General features: G+C 71.1%; 17 protein-coding genes. 8 read left to right on the top strand and 9 right to left on the bottom strand.

Annotated elements, in window-relative coordinates; all coding sequences use genetic code 11:
- Positions 1-48: 48 nt before the first annotated feature.
- Positions 49-2379, bottom strand: coding sequence for a protein kinase domain-containing protein (locus ACZ6SD_RS08430; RefSeq protein WP_465316261.1), 2331 nt, complete (start codon positions 2377-2379; stop codon positions 49-51).
- Between the two features lie 125 nt (positions 2380-2504).
- Between ACZ6SD_RS08430 and ACZ6SD_RS08435 the strand changes: the two genes are divergently transcribed.
- Positions 2505-2870 (top strand): Rv2175c family DNA-binding protein, encoded by a 366-nt coding sequence (locus ACZ6SD_RS08435; protein WP_465316262.1) that lies wholly within the window; start codon positions 2505-2507, stop codon positions 2868-2870.
- Here the strand turns inward: ACZ6SD_RS08435 and ACZ6SD_RS08440 are convergent.
- The 4 genes from ACZ6SD_RS08440 to ACZ6SD_RS08455 form a co-directional block, all read right to left on the bottom strand.
- Entirely contained in the window at positions 2839-3768 is a 930-nt protein-coding gene (locus tag ACZ6SD_RS08440) for a phytoene/squalene synthase family protein (protein ID WP_465316263.1), read from the bottom strand. The two genes, ACZ6SD_RS08435 and ACZ6SD_RS08440, sit on opposite strands and share 32 nt — an antisense overlap.
- Before the next feature lie 58 nt (positions 3769-3826).
- Positions 3827-5260, bottom strand: coding sequence for a hypothetical protein (locus ACZ6SD_RS08445; protein ID WP_465316264.1), 1434 nt, complete (start codon positions 5258-5260; stop codon positions 3827-3829).
- Between the two features lie 118 nt (positions 5261-5378).
- Positions 5379-6914, bottom strand: coding sequence for a phytoene desaturase family protein (gene crtI / locus ACZ6SD_RS08450; protein WP_465316265.1), 1536 nt, complete (start codon positions 6912-6914; stop codon positions 5379-5381).
- Positions 6915-7437: 523 nt separating this feature from the next.
- Positions 7438-8523 carry a polyprenyl synthetase family protein gene (locus ACZ6SD_RS08455; RefSeq protein ID WP_465316403.1) on the bottom strand — a complete coding sequence of 362 codons (1086 nt, stop codon included), beginning with the start codon at positions 8521-8523 and terminating at the stop codon, positions 7438-7440.
- Between the two features lie 175 nt (positions 8524-8698).
- On the opposite strand from ACZ6SD_RS08455, the gene ACZ6SD_RS08460 reads away from it, so the two are divergent.
- Together ACZ6SD_RS08460 and ACZ6SD_RS08465 are read left to right on the top strand one after the other, a co-directional pair.
- Complete coding sequence (locus ACZ6SD_RS08460) at positions 8699-9583, top strand: methylenetetrahydrofolate reductase (RefSeq protein WP_465316266.1); 885 nt, start codon at positions 8699-8701, stop codon at positions 9581-9583.
- Between the two features lie 73 nt (positions 9584-9656).
- Positions 9657-12812, top strand: coding sequence for a S8 family serine peptidase (locus ACZ6SD_RS08465; protein ID WP_465316267.1), 3156 nt, complete (start codon positions 9657-9659; stop codon positions 12810-12812).
- Here ACZ6SD_RS08465 and ACZ6SD_RS08470 read toward each other — a convergent pair.
- On the bottom strand, positions 12809-15856 hold the full coding sequence (locus ACZ6SD_RS08470) for an NACHT domain-containing protein (RefSeq protein WP_465316268.1): 3048 nt from the start codon (positions 15854-15856) through the stop codon (positions 12809-12811). The two genes, ACZ6SD_RS08465 and ACZ6SD_RS08470, sit on opposite strands and share 4 nt — an antisense overlap.
- Before the next feature lie 42 nt (positions 15857-15898).
- Complete coding sequence (locus ACZ6SD_RS08475) at positions 15899-16603, bottom strand: LppM family (lipo)protein (RefSeq protein ID WP_465316269.1); 705 nt, start codon at positions 16601-16603, stop codon at positions 15899-15901.
- A gap of 91 nt (positions 16604-16694) precedes the next feature.
- Between ACZ6SD_RS08475 and ACZ6SD_RS08480 the strand changes: the two genes are divergently transcribed.
- Positions 16695-18377 carry a DUF885 domain-containing protein gene (locus ACZ6SD_RS08480; RefSeq protein WP_465316270.1) on the top strand — a complete coding sequence of 561 codons (1683 nt, stop codon included), beginning with the start codon at positions 16695-16697 and terminating at the stop codon, positions 18375-18377.
- A gap of 39 nt (positions 18378-18416) precedes the next feature.
- Here the strand turns inward: ACZ6SD_RS08480 and ACZ6SD_RS08485 are convergent, their stop codons facing one another.
- Both ACZ6SD_RS08485 and ACZ6SD_RS08490 read right to left on the bottom strand, forming a co-directional pair.
- Positions 18417-18986, bottom strand: coding sequence for a GNAT family N-acetyltransferase (locus ACZ6SD_RS08485; protein WP_465316271.1), 570 nt, complete (start codon positions 18984-18986; stop codon positions 18417-18419).
- Complete coding sequence (locus ACZ6SD_RS08490) at positions 18983-19504, bottom strand: YbaK/EbsC family protein (protein ID WP_465316272.1); 522 nt, start codon at positions 19502-19504, stop codon at positions 18983-18985. Before ACZ6SD_RS08490 ends, ACZ6SD_RS08485 begins: the two co-directional genes overlap by 4 nt.
- A gap of 403 nt (positions 19505-19907) precedes the next feature.
- Between ACZ6SD_RS08490 and ACZ6SD_RS08495 the strand changes: the two genes are divergently transcribed.
- The 4 genes from ACZ6SD_RS08495 to ACZ6SD_RS08510 all read left to right on the top strand — a co-directional run bounded on the left by ACZ6SD_RS08495 (position 19908) and on the right by ACZ6SD_RS08510 (position 22891).
- Positions 19908-20318: an SAV_6107 family HEPN domain-containing protein gene (locus ACZ6SD_RS08495; protein WP_465316273.1), complete on the top strand. Its 411-nt coding sequence runs from the start codon at positions 19908-19910 to the stop codon at positions 20316-20318.
- Positions 20315-21073, top strand: coding sequence for a maleylpyruvate isomerase N-terminal domain-containing protein (locus ACZ6SD_RS08500; protein WP_465316274.1), 759 nt, complete (start codon positions 20315-20317; stop codon positions 21071-21073). The genes ACZ6SD_RS08495 and ACZ6SD_RS08500 overlap by 4 nt, the downstream gene beginning before the upstream one ends.
- Positions 21074-21199: 126 nt before the next feature.
- Positions 21200-21937 (top strand): VOC family protein, encoded by a 738-nt coding sequence (locus tag ACZ6SD_RS08505; protein ID WP_465316275.1) that lies wholly within the window; start codon positions 21200-21202, stop codon positions 21935-21937.
- Between the two features lie 225 nt (positions 21938-22162).
- Positions 22163-22891: a VOC family protein gene (locus tag ACZ6SD_RS08510; protein ID WP_465316276.1), complete on the top strand. Its 729-nt coding sequence runs from the start codon at positions 22163-22165 to the stop codon at positions 22889-22891.
- Positions 22892-23409 lie beyond the last annotated feature (518 nt).

The raw sequence follows: 23409 nt of genomic DNA on the forward strand, positions 1-23409 counted from the left end.
CGGGGGCTCGCCGGTTCTGTCTTATCCGGTGGTCCTTGTCTTTTCCGGTCAGAAGGAGAACAGGGAGGTGAACACCGAGACCTTGGTGCCCTTGGCGACCCGGGTGTTCGCGGCCGGGTTCTGGGTGAAGATCTTGCCGCTGGGGTTGGCGAACGGCTGCAACTCGATGGTCAGGCCCAGCGGCTGCAGCAGCGCCTGCGCCTCGGGGACGGTCTTGTCGTTGAGGTCCGGGACGGTGACGGCCGTGGACACCACGACGGCGACGCGCTTGCTCGCCTTCGCGTCGATCTTGGTGGTCCCCGGCGGGTCGGTGCGGATCACCCGGCCGCCGTCGAGGTCGGCGGAGAACTCGGGCGCGCCGTCGTAGGGCTCGAACCCGGCGTCGCGCAACGCCTGGAACGCCTCGTCACGGGTGCGGCCGCGCACGTCGGGCACGGTCTTGGGCCCGGGGCCCTTGCTCAGCACCACGACGACCCGTTGCCCGATGTCGAGCTTCGTGCCCGCGACCGGGTCGAGCCGGACGACCTTGCCCTCGGGGATCTTCTCGTCGTAGACGTCGTTGCCGTCGTCGAAGTGCGGCTGAAGCTGCGCGGCGATGATCGCGCGTTCCGCCTCGTCCTGGCTGGCGCCGGTCTGCACATCGGGCACGATCGGTTTGCCCGCCGAGACGACCACCTTGACCTGGTCGCCGCGCAGTGCCTTCGCGCCCATGCCCGGGTCGGTGCTGATCACCAGCCCGGCCTCGACCGAGTTGTCCCGCATGGTGGTGATCTGCGGGGCCAGGTCGGCCGCGCGCAGCAGTTCCTCCGCGGTCGTGGCGTCCTTGCCCGCCACCGCCGGGATCTCGGTGTAGCGGCCGCTGGAGAACCACCAGACCCCTGTGCCGAGCAGCCCGAGGACCAGCAGGCCGACGATGACCAGCACCAGTGGCCGCCACCCGCGGCGGCGCGGGCCTGGCGGCCCGGCCTGCGGTCCGGTCGGCGGCTGGTTGGGGGGCAGCGGGAAGTATCCCGATGGCAGCGGGCGCGGTCCGGTCGGCTGCTGCCGGGCGGCGGCGTCGGCAACGGAATCCAGGTCGGTGCGCAGCATCGCGCGGGTGCCCTGCGGGCCCGTCGCGCTGAACCCGGTGGGCGCGGGCCGCACCACGGTCGCGGACTGCGGTCCGGAGACCGCCGCCGCCGTGGGCAGGCCGGACATCCGCACCCGGATCGTCGCCTCCGGGTCCTCGGGCGGCGCGACCGGGCTCATGCCCGTCTCGGTCGGCTCGTCGCCGGGGCGGACCACGTCGGTCGGCTCCTCGGCGGACGCGGCCCGGGGGGCGGCGGGCGCGGTGACGGCCGCCGCGGGCGGAGCCGTGACGGGCGCGGGCGGCACGGCGGTGGGCGCGGGCGCGGCCGCGTGTGGCGGGGTGGCGGTGGGCGCGGCGGGCGGGTGGTGGGGAGCTGCCGCGGCGGGCGGGGGTGTGGGGGCGGAGGGCTGGGGCGCGGGCTCGTCCGGCGGCGCGGGCGTGGGCACCGGCACGCGCATCCGGGGCAGCGACAGCGTCGCCCGGACCCGCTGCAACTCGGCGAGGAACGCCGCGCCGTCCTCGGGCCGGACCGCAGGGTCGCGCCGGGTCGCGCGGACGACCAGCTCATCGAGCAGCGGCGGGATGCCCGCCACCTTCGAGCCGGGCGCGGGCACGTCGTCGTTGACGTGCCGGTAAGCGACCGAGAGAGCGCTGTCGCCGTAGTACGGCGGGGCTCCGGTCAGCGCCTCGTAGAGCACGATGCCCGCGGAGTAGACGTCGCCCTGCGAGGTGGCCGCGCCGGTGGTGACCTGCTCGGGCGAGAGGTAGGACACGGTGCCGAGGATGACGCTGCTTTTCGTGGTGCCCGGGCTCTCCACGGCCCGGACCAGCCCGAAGTCGGCGACCTTGACGATGCCGCCCGCGCCGATCAGCACGTTCTCCGGCTTGATGTCGCGGTGGATGAGGCCAGCGCGGTGCGCGGCGGCCAGCGCGGACAGCACCGGCTCCATGATCGCCACCGCCAGCGGCGCGGGCAGGGTGCCGCGCTCGGCCAGCAGGTCACGCAGCGTGCCGCCGCTGACCAGCTCCATCACCAGGTAGACGTGCGCGCCGTCGAGGCCCTGGTCGTGCACGGCCACCACGTTCGGGTGGTGGATCTTCGCCGCGGACCGCGCCTCCCGCTCGAAGCGCTCCACGAACGTCTTGTCGTCGGCGAACCGGGAGTCCATCACCTTGATCGCGACCGGCCGGTCGAGCCGGGTGTCGAGCCCGCGGTACACCGCTGACATGCCGCCCCGCGCGAGCGGCGCGTCCACGCGGTACCGCTGCTCAAGCAGCGCGCCGATGAGACTCGGACCCTTGTCCTCCACAGTGCTGGATCGTACGGAGGGTCACGGCCGCGTGTGGGTGCCCCCGGGAATCTGGGGGCAGAGGGGCTTGTGCGTGGCGGGCGGAGGACTGCTTCGCGCGCGCGGGTGTGGCATCGTTGTGTCCTGTGAGTTCCATTCCCGCGGCCGCCGACGTGCTCGACCCCGAGGTGCCGGTGCTGTCGCTGCCCGATGTGGCCGACCGTCTCAACCAGCCCATCACGCGCGTGCACCAGGCGCTGCGCGACCATCATCTGCTGGCCATCAGGCGCAAGGGCGTGCTGATGGTGCCCGCCGACTTCCTCGACGAGAACGGCATCGTCAAGGGCCTTTCCGGCACGATCACGGTGCTCAACGACTCCGGGTTCAGCCCGGACGAGATGATGCGCTGGCTGTTCACCGCCGACGAGACCCTGCCCGGCACGCCGGTCGACGCGCTGCGCGGCGACCGCGGCCGGGAGGTCAAGCGGCGGGCCCAGGCTCTCGCCTTCTGAGCCCGCCGAACCGGGCGGCCACGCACCGGGCGGCGCCCGGTAACGCCACCGACAGCCGTCGCGCGCCGGAGACCATGGCGCGGCGGTTCAGCACGTCGTAGTCGGCGGCGGCGATCTCGTCCAAGATGCCGCCGTAGAGCCGGGTAGCCGTGTCCACGCACGGCCGCGCCACCGGGTCCAGCAGGGCTATCCCCGGCTCGGCTAACCGGTAGACCGACCGCGCGTGCGCGACCAGGTGCGCGATGGCGCGTCGGACGGCTGGGTCGCGCGTGCCGGTCTCTCTTGCCCGCGCCAGCCGCTCGCGGTCGACCCCGAAGGCGGCCAGTTCGTCGGCGGGCAGGTAGACCCGGCCGCGGTCGAGGTCTTCGCCGACGTCGCGCAGGAAGTTCGTGAGCTGGTAAGCCGTGCCCAGCGCGCTCGCGTACGGGGCCGCCTCGGCGCGGGGGACGACGGTGCCGAGCACGGGCAGCAGCATCAGCCCGATGACGCCCGCGGAGCCGTGCGTGTAGCGGGCGAGGGCGGCGAAGTCCGGGTAGTCGGTGACGGTCAGATCCATCCGCATCGACGCCAGGAAGTCGGCGAACAGCGCCGGGTCCAGGTCGTGGCGGCGTACGGTGTCGGTGAGCGCGCGAAGCACCGGGTCGCTTACCGGTTCGCCGGTAAGCGCGCTCTTGAGCGCTATGTCCAACTCGGTTAGCGCTGTCGCGGGATCTGGGCCGGGGGTGTCCACGATCTCGTCCGCCACCCGCGCGAACGCGTAGAGGGCGTGGATCGAGGGGCGGCGGGTCGGCGGCAGCAGCCGCGTGGCCAGGAAGTAGGTGCGCCCGTACCGGGCGTTGATCCGTCGGCACTCCGCGTAGGCGGCGGCCAGGTGCGGGGTGGTCGAGTCGGCGCGCATCGGTCGCGATCGTCGCACGCGCCACCGCGGGCGCCCCGCTGGACGGGGCGGCGCTGTGTCAGCGCTTACAGCCCACCCACTGGCCCGCCGGGCAGTCGCCATCGGACGACCGGTAGCCCGCGACCAGCTCGTTGAGCAGGCCGTGCGCCGACACCGCGTCGCCAGCGGCGGTGACCAGGTCGACCCGGCACACCGACTGGGTGCTGCCCAGGCACGCCCGAAGCTGCCCGTCGGCGTGCTCGGCCCAGAACTTGCTGGACACCACGCCGTATTTCCACACCTTCGGCATGCCCCCGCCCCCGTAGCCGATCGAGTAGACGACGTGCGAGCCCTCGGTCGTGCGGTTCTTCGCGTCGGCGGGCTTGGCCCCGGCCCGCGCGCTGAGCTGGGCCAGGTCCGGGGCGTCGGCGAGGACCACGGTCGCCCACTCGACGCTGTAGGGGTGGTTGCCGGGCACGGAGTTCGCCCGCTCGAAGAACTGGACCCACTCCGGGGTGTTGACCGTGCAGGTCGCGTTGCCGGGCTGGCCCGGCGGGATCGGCCCGGCCTGGGTCTCGCACGCGCCCAGCGGCGCGCCGTCGCCCTGCCAGGTCCCGCGCACCGACACCTTCACCGCGACCTTGCTGGTGTTGGTGAACTGCACGACGATCGAGCAACTCGCCGCCCCGCAGCCCTCGAAGGTGTGCGTGCCTTCCTCGACGGTGGTCAGCACGTCGACCGGCGCGGTTAGCTCACCGGCCTGCCTGGTGACGTCCTGGTAGAACCTCGCCACCTCCGGCGACGCGTCGCCGACCGTCGCGATCAGGTTCTTCACCGCTGTCGGGCCGGTGGTGCCCGCGCGGTCCTGCTCGATCTTCACCACGCCGTGGGGAGCGTTCTCGGCCAGGTAAACCGCGCCGCTCTCCGTGGCTATCTTGATGGCTCGCGCGCCGTTGACGTCTACGCGCTCGGCATCGGACAGCGCCTGCTTACCGCCCTCGCTCAGGCTTTCTCGCAGGTCTTGGGACAGCGACTCGGGGGAGAACACCTCGGCGAAGTCGACGCCGATCAGGCCACCGGGAACCTTGACCCACCGGTCAGCCACCGCGGTGCCCTTGTCCTGGGGGCTGCCGACCCCCGACAGCGCGGCCCAGAAGTCGGCGCCCGCCTTGAGGTAGATGGACCGGTCGATGGCGACCACGGTCGCGGGCTTGCCGCCGAGGGTGACCGAGCCGGTGACCTCGCCGCTGGCCGCGGCCGCGACGTCAAAGGTGACCTCGTCGTCCGAGGCCGAGTCCATCGTGCCCTGGTAGCGGACCAAGCTTGCCTCGCCCAGGTCGAGCAGCGACTGGGCGACCGTCTCGGCGGCCGTGAGCGGCGGGATCGCGGCCGCGACCGGGCTGCCGCTGACCGCGGTGCTGCACGCGGTGGCCAGCAGCGCCACGCCCGCCACCATGGCCCCCGCTCGGCCGCGTTTCACGTCCGGCCGCCGTGCACGCCGCTGTCGCCGCATTCGCCGCTCCCCGCCTCGCCGTCGCCGCCCACCCGGTGCCGGGCTAGGAGGGAAACACTCCGCCTGTCCCCGGTCGGGTGAATTATCACCGTAAGGGTCACAGTCCCCCAGAGGTAACTCACAGTCCGCTGACGGATTCGCCCCGCCGCCGGACCTTGCCCTCACTCGGAAGACGGCCCACGATCCGCTGCGCGGCGAGCCTGCCCGAGATCACCACCGGCGGGATGCCCACCCCCGGCGTCGTCCCGCTGCCCGCCAGCACCACGTTGTCCACCCCCGGGACCAGGTTCCTCGGCCGGAACGGGCCGGTCTGGGCGAAGGTGTGCGCCACGGAGAACGGCGTGCCCTCGGCCAGCCCCGCCGCGGCCCAGTCGGCGGGCGTCACCAGCCGCTGCGTCTCGATCGACGCGTCGAACCCGGTCAGCCCGCGCGCCTCCAGCACGCGCACGATCTCGTCGCGGTAGATTGGCCCGATGCGCGCCCAGTCGACCGGGCCGGTGCGCAGGTTCGGGACCGGGGCCAGCACCGAGACTTGCTGGCGCCCAGCGGGAGCCAGCGTCGGGTCGGTCGCGGTCGGGCGGGTGACCAGCAGCGACGGGTCGCGCATGAGCACGCCCTCGCGGGTGAGTTCGTCGAACGTGGCGTCCCAGGCGTCGCCGAAGTAGATCGTGTGGTGGCCCAGGTCCGGCCAGGTTTCGCTGGTGCCGGTGTGCAGCACGACAGCGGACGGCGAGAAGCGCAAGGGAAGCAGCCTGCGCGGCGACACTCCGAGCAGCCGGTAAGCGGCCGGGAGGTCCGCGGTCAGCACTACCGCGTCGCACTCGACGCGTTCACCGGCGGTCGTGCGCACGGCCCGCGCCCGGGACCCGACGCGCTCCAGCCACGCCGCGCTCGTGCCGTACCGGAACCGCACCCCGGCCCGGCCCGCCGCGGCGGCCATCGCCTCGGCCACCGCGCCGACCCCGCCGCGCGGGAAGCTCACCCCGGCGACGGTGTCCATGTAGGCGATCACCGCGTAGGCGGCCAGCGCGCGGTTCGGCGCGACGCCCGCGTACAGCGACTGGAACGAGAACAGCCTGCGCAGCCGCTCGTCCGACAGCCGCCGGGCCACCGCTGGCCCGAGCCTACCGAACCCGCCGAGCGCGGCCAGCTTCGCCAGGTCCGCGCCGAGCAGGTCGAACGGCGAGTCGAAGTTCGCCCCGATGAACTGGTCGCGCTGCACCCGGTACAGCGCCGTCAGCCACTTCCGCAGTTTCCGGTACCCCGCCGCGTCCGCCGGACCCGCGACCCGGCGCACCTCGGCCTCCATCGCCTCGGCGTCGCTGTGCACCGCGATAGTGCTGCCGTCGGCGAAACGCGCCCGGTAGGCGGGGTGCAGATCGACCAACTCGACCTCGGCGGCCAGCGACGCGCCCACCGCGGCCATCGCCTCGTCGATCAGCTCCGGCATGGTCAGCACGGTCGCGCCCGTGTCGACCGAGTAGTCGCCCAGCTTCTCCCGCCGAGCCCGCCCACCCGGCCCGTCCGCGGACTCCAGCACGGTCACCGCGCGCCCAGCCCCCGCCAGGTGCAGCGCCGCGGACAGCCCGGACAGCCCGGCCCCGACGATCACCACGTGATCCGTGCGGCCGGGAATGGTTCGCCGCTCGCCCATCGCTAGCTGGCCCTCCGCCTCGCCTCGAACGTCCCGTTCGGGCCGTTGATTGTCCCGGAATCCGCCGCGCGGCCGGTGTCGGCTATCCACATAGGCCGAAGTTGTCCACAGGTTCCGCGCCCCTCTATACCCGCCTGACCTGCGCCGATAGACTGGAGCAGGGCTCGGCCCCCAGGGCGGGTGGGGTTTGTCGTGTGGGTGGCGGCGGGTGCTGAAAGTGCTGTGCCAGCGTTGTGTTTCGGGCTGTCTTGGGACCGCTTCGGGTGGGCTGGGAGGGCTGCCCGGGGTGGGGTTTCGGGGCGGGACAGGCGGGTGGCGGCTGCCGTTGAGGAGAGTGGCGACCGCTGTGGCCGGAAGCGGGCCTTGACCGACCGGGTTGGTCGGGCTCCTCCGTGGGCTTGGTGCCCGGCAGGGGTGGGGTCGGGTGCTCCTGAGTCAGCGCGGATCTTCTGCTCGGGCCGCGACGACGGCGTCCGGAAGCCGCCCTCGGCTGATCGGCTGGGCCGGGGGTGCGGGCGGCGCACTAGCTGGTCCTCCTGGTCGCGGTGACCGCGAGGCCGTCGAGCACCGCGCTTGCGGGGTCGGCCAAGTCGACCGACCGCAGGGCGCTCATCGCCGAGTCGGCCAGGTCCGCGATGCGGGTCTCCACCTCGGCGACCGCGCCCACCTCGACCAGCAGGCCGCGCACCCGCTCCACGGTGTCGACGTCGAGCGCGTCGTCGCCCAGCGCGGCGCGCATGACCTTCGCGTCCGCGTGCCTGCCCGCCGCGTCCGCGCGCCGCAGCCCGACCGACATGAGCAGGGTGCGCTTGCCTTCGCGCAGGTCGTCGCCAGCGGGCTTGCCGGTGACGTCGGTGTCGCCGAACATGCCCAGCAGGTCGTCGCGGAGCTGGAACGCGACCCCGATGTCCGCGCCGAAGCCGCGCAGCGCGGCGATCACGTGCTCGGGCGCGCCCGCCAGCGCCGCCCCCATGTGCAGCGGCCGCTCCACGGTGTACGCGGCGGTCTTCATCCTGGCCACGCTCAGCGCCGCCGCGGCGGACTCGTCTCCCTTGGCCTGGGTGAGCACGTCGAGGTACTGCCCGGCCAGCATCTCCGCGCGCATCGCCTGCCACGGCGCCAGCGCGCGGGCCTGCCGCGCCTGCTCAAGGCCAGCCCCGGAGAACATGTCGTCCGCCCAGGCCAGCGCCAGGTCGCCGAGCAGGATCGCGGCGGCGGCGCCGAAGCGCTCCGGCTCCCCGAGCCAGCGCAGCGCCCGGTGCCGCGCGGCGAACTCCACATGCACGGTCGGCTTGCCCCGGCGCATCGCGGAGGCGTCCATCAGGTCGTCGTGCACCAGCGCGCACGCCTGGATCAGCTCCAGCGCGCTCACCGCGCGCAGCACGGCGTGCGCCTGCTCGCCCGTGCCCGCGCCGCCCGCGCCCCGCCACGCCCACCAGGCGAAGGTGGGGCGCAGCCGTTTGCCGCCGCCGAGGACGAACGAGGCCAGCGACTCCACCGCGGACCCGAACGACGGCGCGGCCTCGGCCATCCCCGCGTGCCGTTCGGCGAGGTAGTCGGCGAGGGCGCGCTCGACGTGAGCGGCCAGGGCGTCATCGATCGAGCCGATGGGGTCGCTGGAGTTGTCGATCACCGGGGTTAACCGCGCTGCGTGCACCCCGCTATCGTCCGCTGTCAGACCCTCGTGCGCCGCGTCGGGGGGCGGCAATGTGACCAGGGCCTGCGGTTGCCCAGGGGCTGGGAGAGCTATCCCGGCAAGCGGACGCTTCGCTACCCTTTGGGCCATGAAGACCGTGGTGGAGCGGATCGGTACCGGCAGGCCCGTGTTCTCGGTCGAGTTCATGCCGCCCAGGGACGAGGCGGACGAGCAGCGGCTCTGGAACGCGATCCGGGAGCTGGAGGGCCTCGACCCGGCGTTCGTCTCGATCACCTACGGCGCGGGCGGCTCCAGCCGCGACCGCACGATCCGCACCACCGGCCGCGTCGCCCGCGAGACGACGCTGGTGTCCATGGCGCACCTCACCGCCGTCGACCACTCCGTCGCCGAGCTGCGCAACGTCATCGGCTGGTACGCGGCGCTGGGGGTGAAGAACATCCTCGCGCTGCGCGGCGACCCGCCCGGCGACCCCAACGGCGAGTGGGTGCCGCACCCGCAGGGCGTCAACTACGCCGACGAGCTGGTCCGCCTGGTGCGCGAGCTGGGCGACTTCTGCGTCGGCGTCGCCGCGTTCCCCTACGGTCACCCGCGCTCGCCCGACCTGGACTTCGACACCGACAACCTGATCCGCAAGCTCCGCGCGGGCGCGGACTTCGCCATCGCGCAGCTGTTCTTCGAGCCGGAGGACTTCCTGCGCCTGCGCGACCGGGTGGCCGCCCGGGGGCACGAGACGCACCTGCTGCCAGGTGTCATCCCGCTGACCACGCCGAAGATCCTGGCGAAGAAGGTGGAGTTGTCCGGATCCCAGGTGCCGCCGCGCATCGCCGCCCGGCTCGACCCGCTGGTCGACGACCCGGACGCGTTCCGCGCCGAGGGCATCGACCTGGTCACCGAGATGAGCCAGCGCCTGCTGGCCGAGGGCGTCCCGGGCGTGCACTTCTACACGTTCAACCGGTCGAAGGCGACCAAAGAGGTCGTCGGCAGGCTCGGTCTGGTTCCCAGCCGCGCCTGATCCGTCCGGCGGGGTGTGGCGCGTGCCGCACGCGCTTGTCTTTCGCCGAGTCGGCCCCTGAGTATCGGCGTTCATGCGGCTGCGCGCGGTGACGATGACGGCGGCGCTGCTCTGCGCCGTGCCCACGCTTACCGCCGACGCGGAAAGCGCACCCGTCGAGCCCACCGGCCACACGGTGACGCTCCTTACCGGCGACCGTGTGCTCGTGCCGGAGGGCGCTGAGCCCGCCGTTATGCCTGCCAGCGGCCGGGAAGACGTCACCTTCCGCGTCCACAAGACAGACGGCCACCTGCACGTCGTCCCCCTCGACGCGCTTTCCCTGCTCGCCGAGGGCAGGCTCGACTCGCGCCTGTTCGACGTCACCGGCCTGCTCGACGCCGGTTACGACGACCGCCGCGCCGACCTCCCGCTCATCCAGACCGGCCCGCCGACCCGCGCGGCGGGCGTCCGCGCGGGTCGCGACCTACCCGCCGCAGACGCCCGCGCGCTTTCCGCGGACAAGACAGCGCTGTCCGAGTCTTGGCGCTCTCTGATCGGCGAAAACGGCACTCTGTGGCTCGACGGTAAGCGGCAAGCGCTGCTGGACCGCAGCACGGCCCAGATCGGCGCCCCCGCAGCCTGGCAGGCCGGACTGGACGGCGCCGGGGTGACGGTCGCCGTCCTCGACACCGGCGTCGACCAAACCCACCCCGACCTGACGGGCCGAGAGGTCGGCGAACGCGACTTCACCGGCTCGCCAGACGCGGTGGACCGCTTCGGCCACGGCACCCACGTCGCCTCCACCATCGCGGGAACCGGCGCGAAGTACCGGGGAGTCGCCCCCGGCGCGGCGCTGCTCGACGCCAAGGTCCTTGACGACTTCGGCAGGGGCCAGGAGTCGTGGGTCATCGCCGGAATGCAGTGGGCGGTCGACCAGGGCGCCGACATCGTGAACCTGAGCCTCGGCGGCACCGACACCCCGGCGGTCGACCCGGTGGAGACAGCGGTGAACCGCCTGTCCGCCGAGAAGGGAACCCTGTTCGTCGTCGCGGCGGGCAACGCGGGACCGAGCACCCGGTCGGTGGCGTCACCGGGCAGCGCGGACGCCGCGCTTACCGTCGGCTCGGTAGGACGCGATGACTCACTGTCGTCGTTCTCTAGCCGCGGTCCACGCCTCGGCGATAGCGCGATCAAGCCGGATATCACCGCGCCCGGATCGGGCATCGTGGCGGCCAAGGCGGCCCAGGGCCAGATCGGCGACCCCGTCGAACCCGGATATGTCAGCCTGTCCGGCACTTCCATGGCCACCCCGCACGTCGCGGGCGCGGCGGCCCTGCTCGCCCAGCGACGCCCGGACGCGACCGGCGCGCAACTCAAGGCGGCGCTTACCGCGTCCGCGAAACCGACCCCGGGCCTCGACGCGTTCGCCCAGGGCTCCGGCCGCGTCGACGTGCCCCGGGCGCTGGCGCAGACGCTGACCACCGAGCCCACGTCAGTGAGTCTCGGCGCCCAACTCTGGCCGCACAACGACGACCAGCCCGTCACCAAGGACATCACTTACCGCAACGCGGCAGACCTACCGGTGACCCTCGACCTGACAACGGAAGTTCTAAGTCCGGACGGTAAGCCCGCTCCCACCGGCATGTTCACCCTGTCCGCGTCCCGGATAACGGTCCCCGCTAACGGCACCGCGACAGTCCAGGTCACCGTCGACACCCGCCAAGGCTCCCTCGACGGCGCCTACTCCGGCGCCGTAGTCGCGGACGGCGTCCGCACCGCACTCGCCGTTGAACGCGAGCCGGAAAGCTACGAACTGGAGATCACCCACCTCGGCCCGGACGGCGCGCCGACTCCCGAAGTCGCCACCCTGATCTTCGGACTGGACTTCGGCGGCGTGGTGTCCGGTCAGGACACTGACGGCGTGCGGACCCTGCGGCTGCGCAAGGGCCGCTACGGCATCGACAGCGTGTTCGCCCAGCGGGCCGCAGGCACGGTGCAGCATGTGCCCTACCCCGCGTTCGACCTGACCGAGAACACCTCGGTGACTGTGGACGCCCGCCAAGCCGAGCCGATCACCATCACCCCACCCGACCAGACGGCGCCCCTGACCCAGGCCGCCACCGGCTACCGCGTCGACCTCCCCGCCCACGCGTTCAGCGTCGCCCTGATCACCAACCGCCTGGAACGCGTGCGCACCGCCCATCTTGGTCCGGACGCGCCCGCTCTGACTTGGTCGGTCAACACTGTCTGGGACAACGAAACCGCCCACTACGCTCTTGCCTGGTTCCAGGAAAGCCGAATCCCCACCGGCTTCACCCGCGTCGTCCGCCAAGAGGACGTCGCCACCCTCCACACCTCCATCGGCGCCCACGCCCCCGGCACCACCCCCATGCGCCTGTCCAGCGCCGCGTCCCCCACGGGCCGCCGCGCGGACGTGTCCATCGGCCGTGTGGCCCGCCAAGGCGAACTCACGGAGTATCTGAGCACGGAAAACGTCCTCTGGTCCCCGGTCCTGCTCCTGGCAGCGGCCCCCGGCGGCCCCCGCCTGAACGCCACCTTCGCCGCCGAGCCCCTGCGCCCGCGCCCCGGCCGCACCTACGAGCACGTGGTCAACGTCGGCATCTTCGGCCCCGCCCTCCCCCGCAGCGAGGCCCCCTGGGTGGCCCGCACCCGAGACCACCTCAACGTCACCATCGGCCTCTTCGGCGACGGCGGCGGAAACGCTGGCTTCTCCTCGGTGACGACAGCCACCACGGTCTTGCACCGCAACGGCGCGTTGGTCGGCGAACGTCCCTTCGCGGGCAGCGGCCTGTTCAAGGTTCCCCCCGGCCCCGCCGACTACCACCTCACCACAGAAGCGACCCGAAACCCCCTGTTCGACGTCACCACCCACGTGAAGGCGGCTTGGACCTTTCACGCCGACCCAGCCCAAGAGCGGGTCCCGCTGTCGGTAGTCCGCTTCCACGCCCTCTTGGACGCGGAGAACACGGTCTCGGTAGACCGCTACCTCTTAGGCGTGACACTGGAACGCGAAGACGGCTTCCCCGGCGTAGCCCGGTCTTTGACGGTGGAGGTCTCTTACGACGAGGGCACTACCTGGCAGCCGACAGAGCTGATCGGCGGCTCCATCATCGTCCTCAACCACCCACCGGCCGCCGATTCGGTATCGCTGCGCGCCTCGGCGGAGGACACGCGGGGCGGAACGGTAGAGCAGACGATCATCCGGGCGTACAAACTCGGCAAACACTAGTCGCGGCGCACAATCTGCATATTTGGGCCGAGATTTTCTACGCCGCTGAGCTTCTGGCTGCGAGGAACAACAAACCGGATGGTGCGATCGGCTAGCGGGCTGAGATCGAGCGTGTGATAATTGTTGCTGAAAACAACAATCTCTCGGAGTCCTGGGAAGAAATTTGCGATCCGATCGAACGCTCGTGGGTCCAGATAGCCAATCCATAGCGACGTGATTTGGGGTAAGCATTTTCCGCTGGATGAAGAGAATTTTCCAATTTTCGGAAGGGTTAGTCTCCGGAGGTTGGGTAGATCATCCAGTGCTTGATAGTCGATGGTACCGGCAGGGCTGCCAAGGGAAAGTGATTCAATTTGATCAAGTTCTCGAACGAAACTTACCTCGTCCCAAGGCTGGTATTGATACAGGTCGAGATGGCGTAGCTCTGTCATGCTATGGAGAGTTTGCAGGTTGGTGTACTTTTCTGCGAACCCGAAGATGACGGCTGTGAGCTCTGGATGTTCGATAAGGGGAGTCAGGGGGATTACTTCCTTGCCGAAGCTGCTGTAGATACTTTTCAGGTGCGGAACTTGCGCAAGTGTCTTTAGATCTATTTGTCCATCGAGAATAGAAATGTGCAGTTTGGTCAAGTTTTGCAGATTTTTCACATGTGGGATCAGTCGAGGTGATGTGACTTCCAGTAGACCGTTTTCGAGCGGAGCATCGTGGAGCACCTCTGCTGCGTAGCGTTCTGGATCGAAGTACTCCCATGCCCGGATGAGTTCCTGTTGCACCACGCGTCGTGGGTCGCACGCGTAGTTGGCCAGTCGAGTGAGCGCTTCCGAGTTTCCGGTCAGCGCTGCGGCGCGGACCGTCGCCGCAGCGGACGCCTCCGAAAGTTCCTCCAGAGAGGTGGGCAAGTATCGCAAAACCCGGTGGCCTATCGAGGCGAGCGATGCCGTTTCCCTGAGTCCTCGTGGTGGAACCAGGTGGTCGTGGATCAACTGGTCGACTCGTTGATGCACCTCGGGATCGAGTTCGTCCACCGTCTCCAAGCATGCCGCTGCCAGCAGGCGCAACCGGCGGGAGTGGCGTGAGTCCCGCTCCGCGCGATCCAGGATCTCGGTGATGAGTTCGTCGGCCTGTCGCCGCTTGGCGTGGCCGCACGCCATCACAATGGTCTCCCGCCACGTGTCCAGATGCGCGTGGCTGACCAGCGTCTCGATATGCCCCTGCTCGGTCGCCTCGCTGCCCGCCAGGTATTCTTGGAACGTGCGGTGAACGAAGTCGACCTTTCCCGGCACTGGTTGGCGAAGTATTCCACTGCGTTCCAGCAAGTGCCGCAGGATATCCTCGGCCGACGCCTCCACATTAGGCATCGCGGGAATCTTCCTGGTTACGTGCTCCAGCGTCTTGGCCGCACTCATCTCGATGCGGTTGGCGAGCGTAAGACGCCAGGCAATATCCCGCAGCAAGACGCGTTTCTGCGACACGTCCAGCAGGCCCGAAATCCCGCGTTTGGCGTCCCGGATATCCAGCAGCATGGCCAGGGCGCGCTCGTAGAGTTCCATCCGGCTGCGCGGCAGTTCGGACGCGTGGTCAAGATTGAGCGCGCACAACATCGCGCACAGCAGGGGGTTCGCGGCTAGCGTCCGCAGGTGTGGGCGGTTCGCCAGTTGGTTGAGCAGCCTGCGCTGGGCTTCGGGGAGGTCGCCAGGGGACTGGGCCTGCTCGGCCGCGTCATGCCAGCGCTCGATGAACCGGCGGATATCCTCCGCGTTCATCGGGTCCAAGGTCACCGCGTCGAAATCCTCGGCTGCCAGCCACTTCTCGTCCGTCGCCGCCGGTCGAGCGGTCACCACCACCCGCACCTTGGGGAAGGCGGTCACCAGGTCCCGCAACCAGGTGTGCACCTCCCGCCGCCTGTTCGCGGGAACCTCGTCAACACCGTCGACCAGCACCAGGGCTTTGCCCTCGGCCAACCGCCGATGCGCCCAGCCCGCTGGCATCTCACTGCCGCGCATCGTCCACGCGTGCAGGACGAACTGCTCCGGCCGAGGCAGCGGCCCGCTGGCGAAACTCCGGAGCCGGATCGGGAACGGGACACACCCGTTCCACTCGACCAGGTGATCCGCGAACTCCGACCGGGCGGCCGTCACCGCCAGCCAGTCCAGCAGGGTTGTCTTCCCCGACCCCGCTTCCCCGCGCACCAGAGTCCGGCCACCCCGCCCGATCGCCGCTTCGGCCCGGACCGAACCGGTGATCTCGGTGCCGCGGAACCAGTGCTGATCGGGCAGGTCCAGAGCGAACCGCCGCCGGTTCACCGTCCCGGACACGCTCAGGCTCAGGTACGCCACGCTCAGCGCCAGCCTCGGCTGCTCATGCGCGCTCAACCCGAGCAGTTCGAGCCGGTCGAGGCTGACCGCGATGTGCCGCAAGTACGCGGCGGTGAACTCGGCATCGTGGCCGGTGCCGCGTGGGGCGTGCAGGGTGGTCTTCGGGGTTCGGGCGAGCAGTTCGTCCAACTGCCGTGACTGGCCGGACAACCGGCTCAGGGTTTCGGCGAGCGCACGAGACTGGAACGTGGGCAGGTACTGGACAACCTGCGTCAGATACCGGCACCCTTGGTCAAGAGCCACTTCGTAAAGCCGCGTCGCCGACTCGGAAAGGCCCGCTACCCGGGTCTGGTCAGGGCAAGACTCTCGAACCCACTTGGCCAGCTTCTCCGCGTCCGCGTCCACCGCGAACAACGCGTCGTCCGACAGGTCCACCGAGTCCAAAGCGTCGCTGGCCGCGTCGAGCGCCGCCGCCCGCTCGTTGTCCGGCAGGGACTTGAACCGCGTCGCCAGCAGGGGGTCGAGCTTCTCCGTCACCTGGAGCCCGATGTTCTCGACGAAGTGCTCCAGCTTGCGGATCTGCAGCGGGCTCCCCAACTCCGCTGCCGCGAGTTCGGACAGCGATGAGACCCTTTCCTTCTTGGCCCGGTGTTTGCGCAACCACGCCGTCGCCGCCTTGGTCGCGACCGTCTGACCGAACTTCACCGCTTCGAGACCGCTGATGGGCACTCCCGGACGCTCGTGGTGGGCGACCAGGGTACTGGGTACGGATCAGAAATGGCTGTTCGGGCGCGGCTCGTTCAGGGTGCGGAGGCTGCGTTTGTGGCTGTACAGGGCCAATGCCAGCACCAGCAGCGCGACCCCGACCGCGGACGCGCCGACGATCGTCACCCACTTCGTCCACGACACGCCCGACTGGTCGGAGTACTCGACGGTGGCGTTGAACTCGGTGACAGTGCCGGGCTTCGGTTTCCAGCTGATGGTGCCGTTGTCGTTGACGCCGTTGGTGCGCTTGACGGTGCCCGGCAGCGTCACCTTGATCTGCACGTCCGCGCGGTCCTTCGGCACCTCGCTCAGGTCGACCGAGCCCGCCATCGTCACCAGGTTGCCCGCGCGGCGGAAGCTCACCCGGTACTGCTTGCCGACGGTGATCGCGTCGCTGAGCAAGGTCACCTCGGGGAAGGTGAGACCCTGCAACGAGATCGTCTGCCCGACGTAGCCGTCCGCGGTGTAGACCTGGGTGCGCACCTTGCCGCGCAGCTCGGGCGGGATGGTCAGCGCCGGGCCGCTGTCCTCCTGCTTGATGGCGACCGTGGCGACGACGAGCTGGCCGGAGACCGTGTCGTTGTCCGACACCACGAGCGCGGCTTGCACCCGCACGCAGCCCGACAGGGTCAGCAGCGCGAGCGAACACAGTGCGAGAAACGCCGCCCACCTGCGGAAACGGTGGATCGGCTTGCGGGTGGCCTGGTGCACCGGGCCATCCTGCCGGCTGGGTCCGGATTTGCTTGCGTTCGGCGGCAATTCGCTTGCCGCGTCTGGGTGGACGTTCGGTAGCGTGCGGGGTATGGCGTCCTCCCCGCACGGCGGCGTGCACAAGATCAGCGATTCCTACGTCGACGATCTCGCTGCGGCGGACCCGCTGCTCGCGACGTATCTCGGCGTGCCGGGGCATGATCGGCGGCTGCCCGACTACTCACCCGATGGGGTGGCTGATCGCGGGGTGCTCGCCGCGGACGCGCTGGCCGCCGTCGAGCGCGTCGAGCCGGTGGACGTCGCGGAGGCCAACGCGAAGGCGGTGTTCGTCGAGCGCGTGGGGTTGCAGACCGAGCTGTACGACGCGGGCGTCTACCTCTCCCAGCTCAACGTGATCACCAGCCCGCCGCAGGACCTGCGGCAGGTGTTCGACCTGATGCCCACCGACACCCCGGGCGACTGGGCGACCATCGCCGCCCGCATGGCCGCCGTCCCGGACTGCCTCGCCGGGTACCAGGCGTCGCTGCGCGCCGCGGCCGACCGCGGCGACGTCGCCGCCCTGCGGCAGGTCACCAAGGTCGCCGAGCAGTGCCGCACCTGGGCGGGCGTCGACGGCGGCTCGTCGTTCTTCACCACCCTCGCCGATTCCGCCACCGCGGACGGCGGCCTCCGCGCCGACCTCGACGCGGGCGCCCGCGCCGCCGCCGAGGCGTACGCGGACCTGGCCAAGTTCCTCACCGAGGAACTGGCCGCCCAGGCGCCCACGGAAGACGCCGTCGGCGAGGCCCGCTACCGGCTCTGGTCGCGCGAGTTCACCGGAGCCCGCCTGGACCTACACGAGGCGTACGAGTGGGGCTGGGCCGAGTTCTCCCGCCTGGAAGCCGAGATGAAGGAGGTCGCGAACCGCATCTCGCCCGGGGCCACCATCGCCGAGGCCGCGGCGGTGCTGGACAACGACCCCCGGTACCGCGTCCAGGGCAAGAAGGCGCTGGAGGAGTGGATGCAGCGCCTGTCCGACCAGGCCCTCACCGACCTGCGCGGCGTCCACTTCGAGATCCCCGACCCGCTGATGCGCCTGGAATGCAAGATCGCCCCACCCGGCGGCGGCGTCGGCGCCTACTACACCGGCCCCACCGACGACTGGAGCAGGCCCGGCCGCATGTGGTGGTCCGTCCCCGCCGACCGCGAAGACTTCTCCACCTGGCGCGAGGTGAGCACGGTCTACCACGAGGGCGTCCCCGGCCATCACCTGCAGATCGCCACCGCCGTCCTGCAGGCCGCGAGCCTCAACAAGTTCCAGCGCCTCCTGGCCTGGGTCCCCGCCTACGGCGAAGGCTGGGCCCTCTACGCCGAACGCCTCATGCGCGAGTTCGGCTACCTCTCCGACGACGGCGACCTCCTGGGCATGCTCGACGCCCACCTCTTCCGCGCCGCCCGCGTGATCATCGACATCGGCATGCACCTCAAGCTGGAGATCCCCCGGGGCTCCGGTTTCCACGAGGGCGAGCACTGGACCCCCGACCTCGGCCTGGAGTTCCTCCTCACCCGCACCATCACCGACCCGGCCCACGTCCACGACGAGATCGACCGCTACCTGGGCTGGCCCGGCCAGGCCCCCACCTACAAACTGGGCGAACGCCTGTGGCTCGCGGCCCGGGAAGACGTGCGACTCCGTCAGGGCGCCGCTTTCGACCTCAAAACCTTCCACCAGCAGGCCCTGGAAATGGGTGCCATGGGCCTGGACACCTTGCGGGAGCGCCTGGCGACCTTCTGACCGGCGGCCCGACACAGGGGCCGAATCGCCAGAACGCCGCTACGACAGGGGAAGGTCGCGGCCCAATACGCCGAACGGACGGGGGTCGCCTGCGAAGCGGTAATCGCGGAGGACGTCGGTGAAACCGAGTCGCCGGTAGAGGCGCCAGGCGCGGGACGGGCCTTCCGGGGTGGACAGCAGGACCCGCGCGTTGCCCGCGCCCGCCAGCAGGCGTCGCACCAGTTCTTCGCCGATGCCCTGGCCCTGGGTGTCGGGGCGGACGTGGAGTTCGGTCAGCTCGAAGTAGTCCGCCATCCAGGAGTCGGCGACCGCGGGGCCGCTGTGCTCGGTCACCCCGCGCCGCACCTGCTCGTGCCACCACTGGCCGGGGGCGCCCTCGTAGCCGTAGGCGACGCCCGCCATCTGGTCTTCCTCGTCGAAGGCGATCACGCAGCGCCAGCCGGTGCGCAGCATGTGGGCCAGCCACATGGGGGCGCGCTGCTCGGCGGTGCCCTTGGGGTAGCGCATCGCGGTGACGTAGAGGGACAGGGCTTCGCGCAGCCGGATCCGCAACTCGTCGGCCGTCGGCTCGGCGAAGCGGGCGACCTGGGGTGAGGGAGCGGCGGTCACGAGGAGGGATCATCCTCCTCGCCGGAGACATCCGCAGCCACGCCCCCGGTCAGCGTCACCAGATCGGCGTAGGTCGTGGGGAACACCGACTTGGGGTGCCCGGCCGCGGCCCAGACCACCTCGTAGTGGCGCAGGCGCCGGTCGACCAGGGTGCGCAGCGGCGCGGGGTGGCCGACCGGACCGACGCCGCCGATGGCGTGGCCGGTGTGCCTGCGCACGAACGCCGGGTCGGCGCGGCGCACCTCGTCGGCGCCGACGAGGTCGGCCAGCCGCCGGGGGTCGGCGCGGTGCGCGCCGGAGGTGAGCGCGAGCAGGGGGCGGTCGTCGTCGCCGTGGCGGGCGGCGAAGACCAGGCTGTTGGCGATCGCGCCCACCGCGACGCCGAGCGCTTCGGCGGCCAGGGCCGCGGTGCGCACGTTGTCATCGAGGATGCGGATGCCGTCGGCGGACGCGTGCAGCCCGGCCGCGCGCAGAGCGGCCGCCGTCTCGGCCACGGCGGGGTGTTCGAGTGTGCTCATGCGGCCACCTCACAAGTTCGGCGGCCTTCTTCGCGGGCGCACTGTGCTGATGATTCGCTCGCAAGCTCGCTCATGCGGCCACCTCACAGGTTCGGCGGCTTTCCTCGCGGGCGGACTGTGCTGATGTTTCGCTCGCGACCTCACGAGATCGGTGGTCTCGGGCGCCTACGCCCTGTGTGGACTGTTCGCTCACCGCTCCATCCCACCACTGCCCGCGAGTTGTCCACAGGTCACCCCCTATCCCGCTTGAACCCCCGCTCACCACGGGTTACGCTGGCGAGAGTCGAACACCAGTTCGACAATGCCCGGTGGTGGGGCGGGGGAAGCGCCTCACCACCGGGTGCCGCCGGCTTCCCCACGGCGCGTGCGTCACCTGTGACGTCCCGATCGCGAGGAGGCCCCGATGACCAGCACCCTGGACTTCCCCGTCACCCCCGCCCCACCGGCGTCCGCCGTGTCCCTGCTCAACCAGGCCGAGCAGGGGCTCGTCGCCGCCGCCCGCGAGGCCGACCCGGCCCAGCGGTTCGCCGAGTCCTACCTGTGCGCGCTGCGGGCCGCGGCCGCGCTGCTGGCCCTGCGCGGGCGTCCGCACCGCGGGCGGGCCAAGCCCACGAGCGTGTGGACGCTGATGTCCACGGTGGCGCCCGAGATGCGCGAGTGGGCTGCGTTCTTCGCCTCCTGCTCGGCGACGCGCGCCGCCGTGCAGGCGGGCATCACCAACCGGGTGGGCCCGCGCGCCGCCGACGATCTGTGCAGGCAGACCGGGCAGTTCATCGGTCTGGTCCATCGCGCCGTCCACGGCAGCAGGCGATGACGCCTCTGATCGATGCCGACCGACTACTCGACGTGCTGGAAACGGAGGGCATGCTGCTTGCCGAGTCGGCGGAGAACGCCGACCACGGCCGTCCGGTCCCCGGCTGCCCGGGGCTGACGCTGGGGGAGACGGTGCGCCACGTGGGCAGCGTCTACCGGATGGTCGTGTCCTGGATTCGGGATGGAGACCGCTCGACCAGGTGGCAGCGCCAACCGGTCGACGGTGAGTCCGTGGAGGACTACCTGCGCGACGGTCTCCGCTCCCTGCTCGGCGAGCTGGCGGCGCACGGCCCCGACGAGCCGTGCGCCACCTGGCATCCGCTGGAGCAGCGCTACGGCTTCTGGCGTCGCCGCATGGCGCACGAGAGCACGGTGCACCGGGTCGACGTCCAGGCCGCGGCGGCCGGGTTCGTCGTCCCCGTGCCCGAGGACGTCGCGGTCGACGGCGTGGACGAGGTGCTGACCGCGTGGTTCACCCACCGGCTCGCCACCCTGGGCGTCTCGGGGACCCGCGAGGCGACGGTGGCCGTGCGCGCCGCGGGCCGCACCTGGCTCGCGGAGGTGACCACGGAGCGCACCTTCGCCGAGCAGGTGTCCGAGGCCCCCGTCACCGACGCCGTGGTCGGCGCGCCGCCGCAGGAGCTGTACCTGTGGCTGTGGGGGCGCAGGGCGGTGTTCGACGCGACCGTCACCCGTTCGGGCGATCTGGACGCGCTGGCCCAACTCTGGGCGCTGTTACGCCTGGCCACCCGCTGAGCCGACGGCGCACCCGGCCCGTCCGTCCGTTGTGGACGGTCGGGGTCGGGTGCGGCGATGGCGGGTTCACGCACGCGCGGAAGGTGGAGAGGCTGACCGCGGGCAAACAGGACTACGGTGTCTGGTATGCCCACCCGGCTGGCGAGCCTCGTGATCGACGCAAGCGACCCGGCGACCTCCGCCCAGTTCTGGTACATCATGCTGGGCGGCACGGCCACGCCGGAAAGAGACGGCAGCCACCGGCTCGTAGCCCCTGACGTGGGCGGATGCGGCATCGACCTGGTGTTCGTCCCGGCGGCCGGACGCAAGACGGGCAAGAACCGCATCCACATCGATCTCGCCACGGAGAGCCCGCACGAGTACCAGGTGCTCACCTCCCTGGCGGTCGACGTCGGCGCCCGCGAGGTCAACGTCGGCCAGGGCCCCGGCGTTCCCTGGACGGTTTTCCGCGACCCCGAGGGCAACGAGTTCTGCATCCTCGAACCCGGCGACCTCTACAACCACACCGGCCCGCTGGCCGCGCTGGTGGTCGACTCCGCCGACCCGCCCGCCATGGCCGAGTTCTGGACCGCGGCCACCGGCTGGCCCCGCCTGCACGCCGACGAGAACGCCGCCGCCCTCCGCTCGACCGAGACCAGCGGCCCGTGGATCGAGTTCCTGCGCGTCCCCGAACCCAAACGCGGCGTGAACCGCCTTCGTTTCGACATCGCCCCCGACCCGGACGACGCCGACAGCCCCGTCACCCGCCTCTTGGACCTCGGCGCGGCCCGACCGCACTCCTTTCCGTCGACCGGCCCCGGCACCGTCCTGCTGGACCCCGAGGGCAACGAGTTCCGCGTCCTCCCCGCCCGCGTCCGCACCTGACCGTTCCCGTCCAGCGGTTTGTCCGACCTTCGGCAGCCTGCCGCGCCTCGCCACCGTGCGTGGCGCCCCTCCCGACTGCCCGCACCCGCGTCAGTCGCGCACTCCCACGGCTGGGCGCCCCACTCATCGCGAACGGGTCGGTGTCGGGCTGAGTTTCCTCGATGCCCAGGGAAGAGGCTCGGTGAATGCCTTCGCGGCGCGCGCTGGGTGTACTAGCGTCCGGCCATGCCTACCCGCATGGTCAGCGTCGTGATCGATGCCATCGACCCGCCTGCCCTGGCCCAGTTCTGGGCTGATCTTCTCGGCTGGCGGATCAGCTTCGCCGACGCCGACGAGGTCGACGTCGCGGCGCCCGCCGAGGACGGGTGGGCCATGGACCTGGTGTTCGTGCCGGTGCCGGAGCCCAAGACGGTCAAGAACCGGCTGCACCTGGACTTGTCCAGCACCTCGCTCGCCGATCAAGACGCCCTGGTGAACCGCGCCCGCACCCTCGGCGCGACCCCCGTCGACCTCGGTCAGGGCGATGTCCCGTGGGCCGTGCTGGCCGACCCGGAGGGCAACGAGTTCTGCGTCCTCGAACCCAGACCGGAGTACGCGGACACCGGTTCCATCGCCGCCATCGTCGTCGACGCCCATGACCCCGCCGCCCTGGCGACGTTCTGGGCCGCCGCCACCGGCTGGCTCATCGTCCGCGACGACCTGTCCCTGGCGTCGCTGCGGTCCATGGACGGCCACGGCCCCTGGCTGGAGTTCCTCCGCCTGGACGACGAGAAGACCGTCAAGAACCGCATCCACCTCGACGTCGCCGCCCACCAGGGCGAGGACCAGGCCGCCGAGGTCGCCCGCCTGCGCGCGCTCGGCGCCGTCCCCCGGGACATCGGCCAAGGCGACGTCCCGTGGGCAGTCCTCGCCGACCCGGAGGGCAACGAGTTCTGCGTCCTCACCTCCCGCTGACACACCCAACCAGCCGGTCGAGTATTCGGCCCGCAAAGCTGCGCCCCGGCCCCATGGTCCTGGAGCCGCACACCGCCGCCGCGTCTCCGCGTTCACCGTCTCCGCCCGCACCGTCTCCGCGTTCATCGGGACGACGTGCAGGGGACCGCGTTCACCGGAACCGCGTTCACCAGGACCGCGTTCACCGGATCCCCTGCACCAGATCCCCCTGCACCGGGACCGTGCGCACCGGGACCGTGTGCACGGGACCGCGCACACCGAAACCGCGTTCGTTGGACGCGTGCACCGGGACCGCGTTTACCAGATCCCCGTTCACCAGGACCGCACACCGAAACCGCGCTCATCGGGACGGCGTGCAGGGGGACCGCGTTCACCGAGACCGCGTTCGCCGGAACCGCGCGCACCCGTCGCCGTGTTACCGCCGCGTTTGTCGCAAAGGCATCACGGGAATCGTGATCACGACGCGTTGTCGGGAACGGGGAAGGTTTCCCGTCTCGTGGCTGAGTCCCCCTTCCGGC

It is taken from the genome of Actinokineospora sp. NPDC051303 (assembly GCF_055586285.1).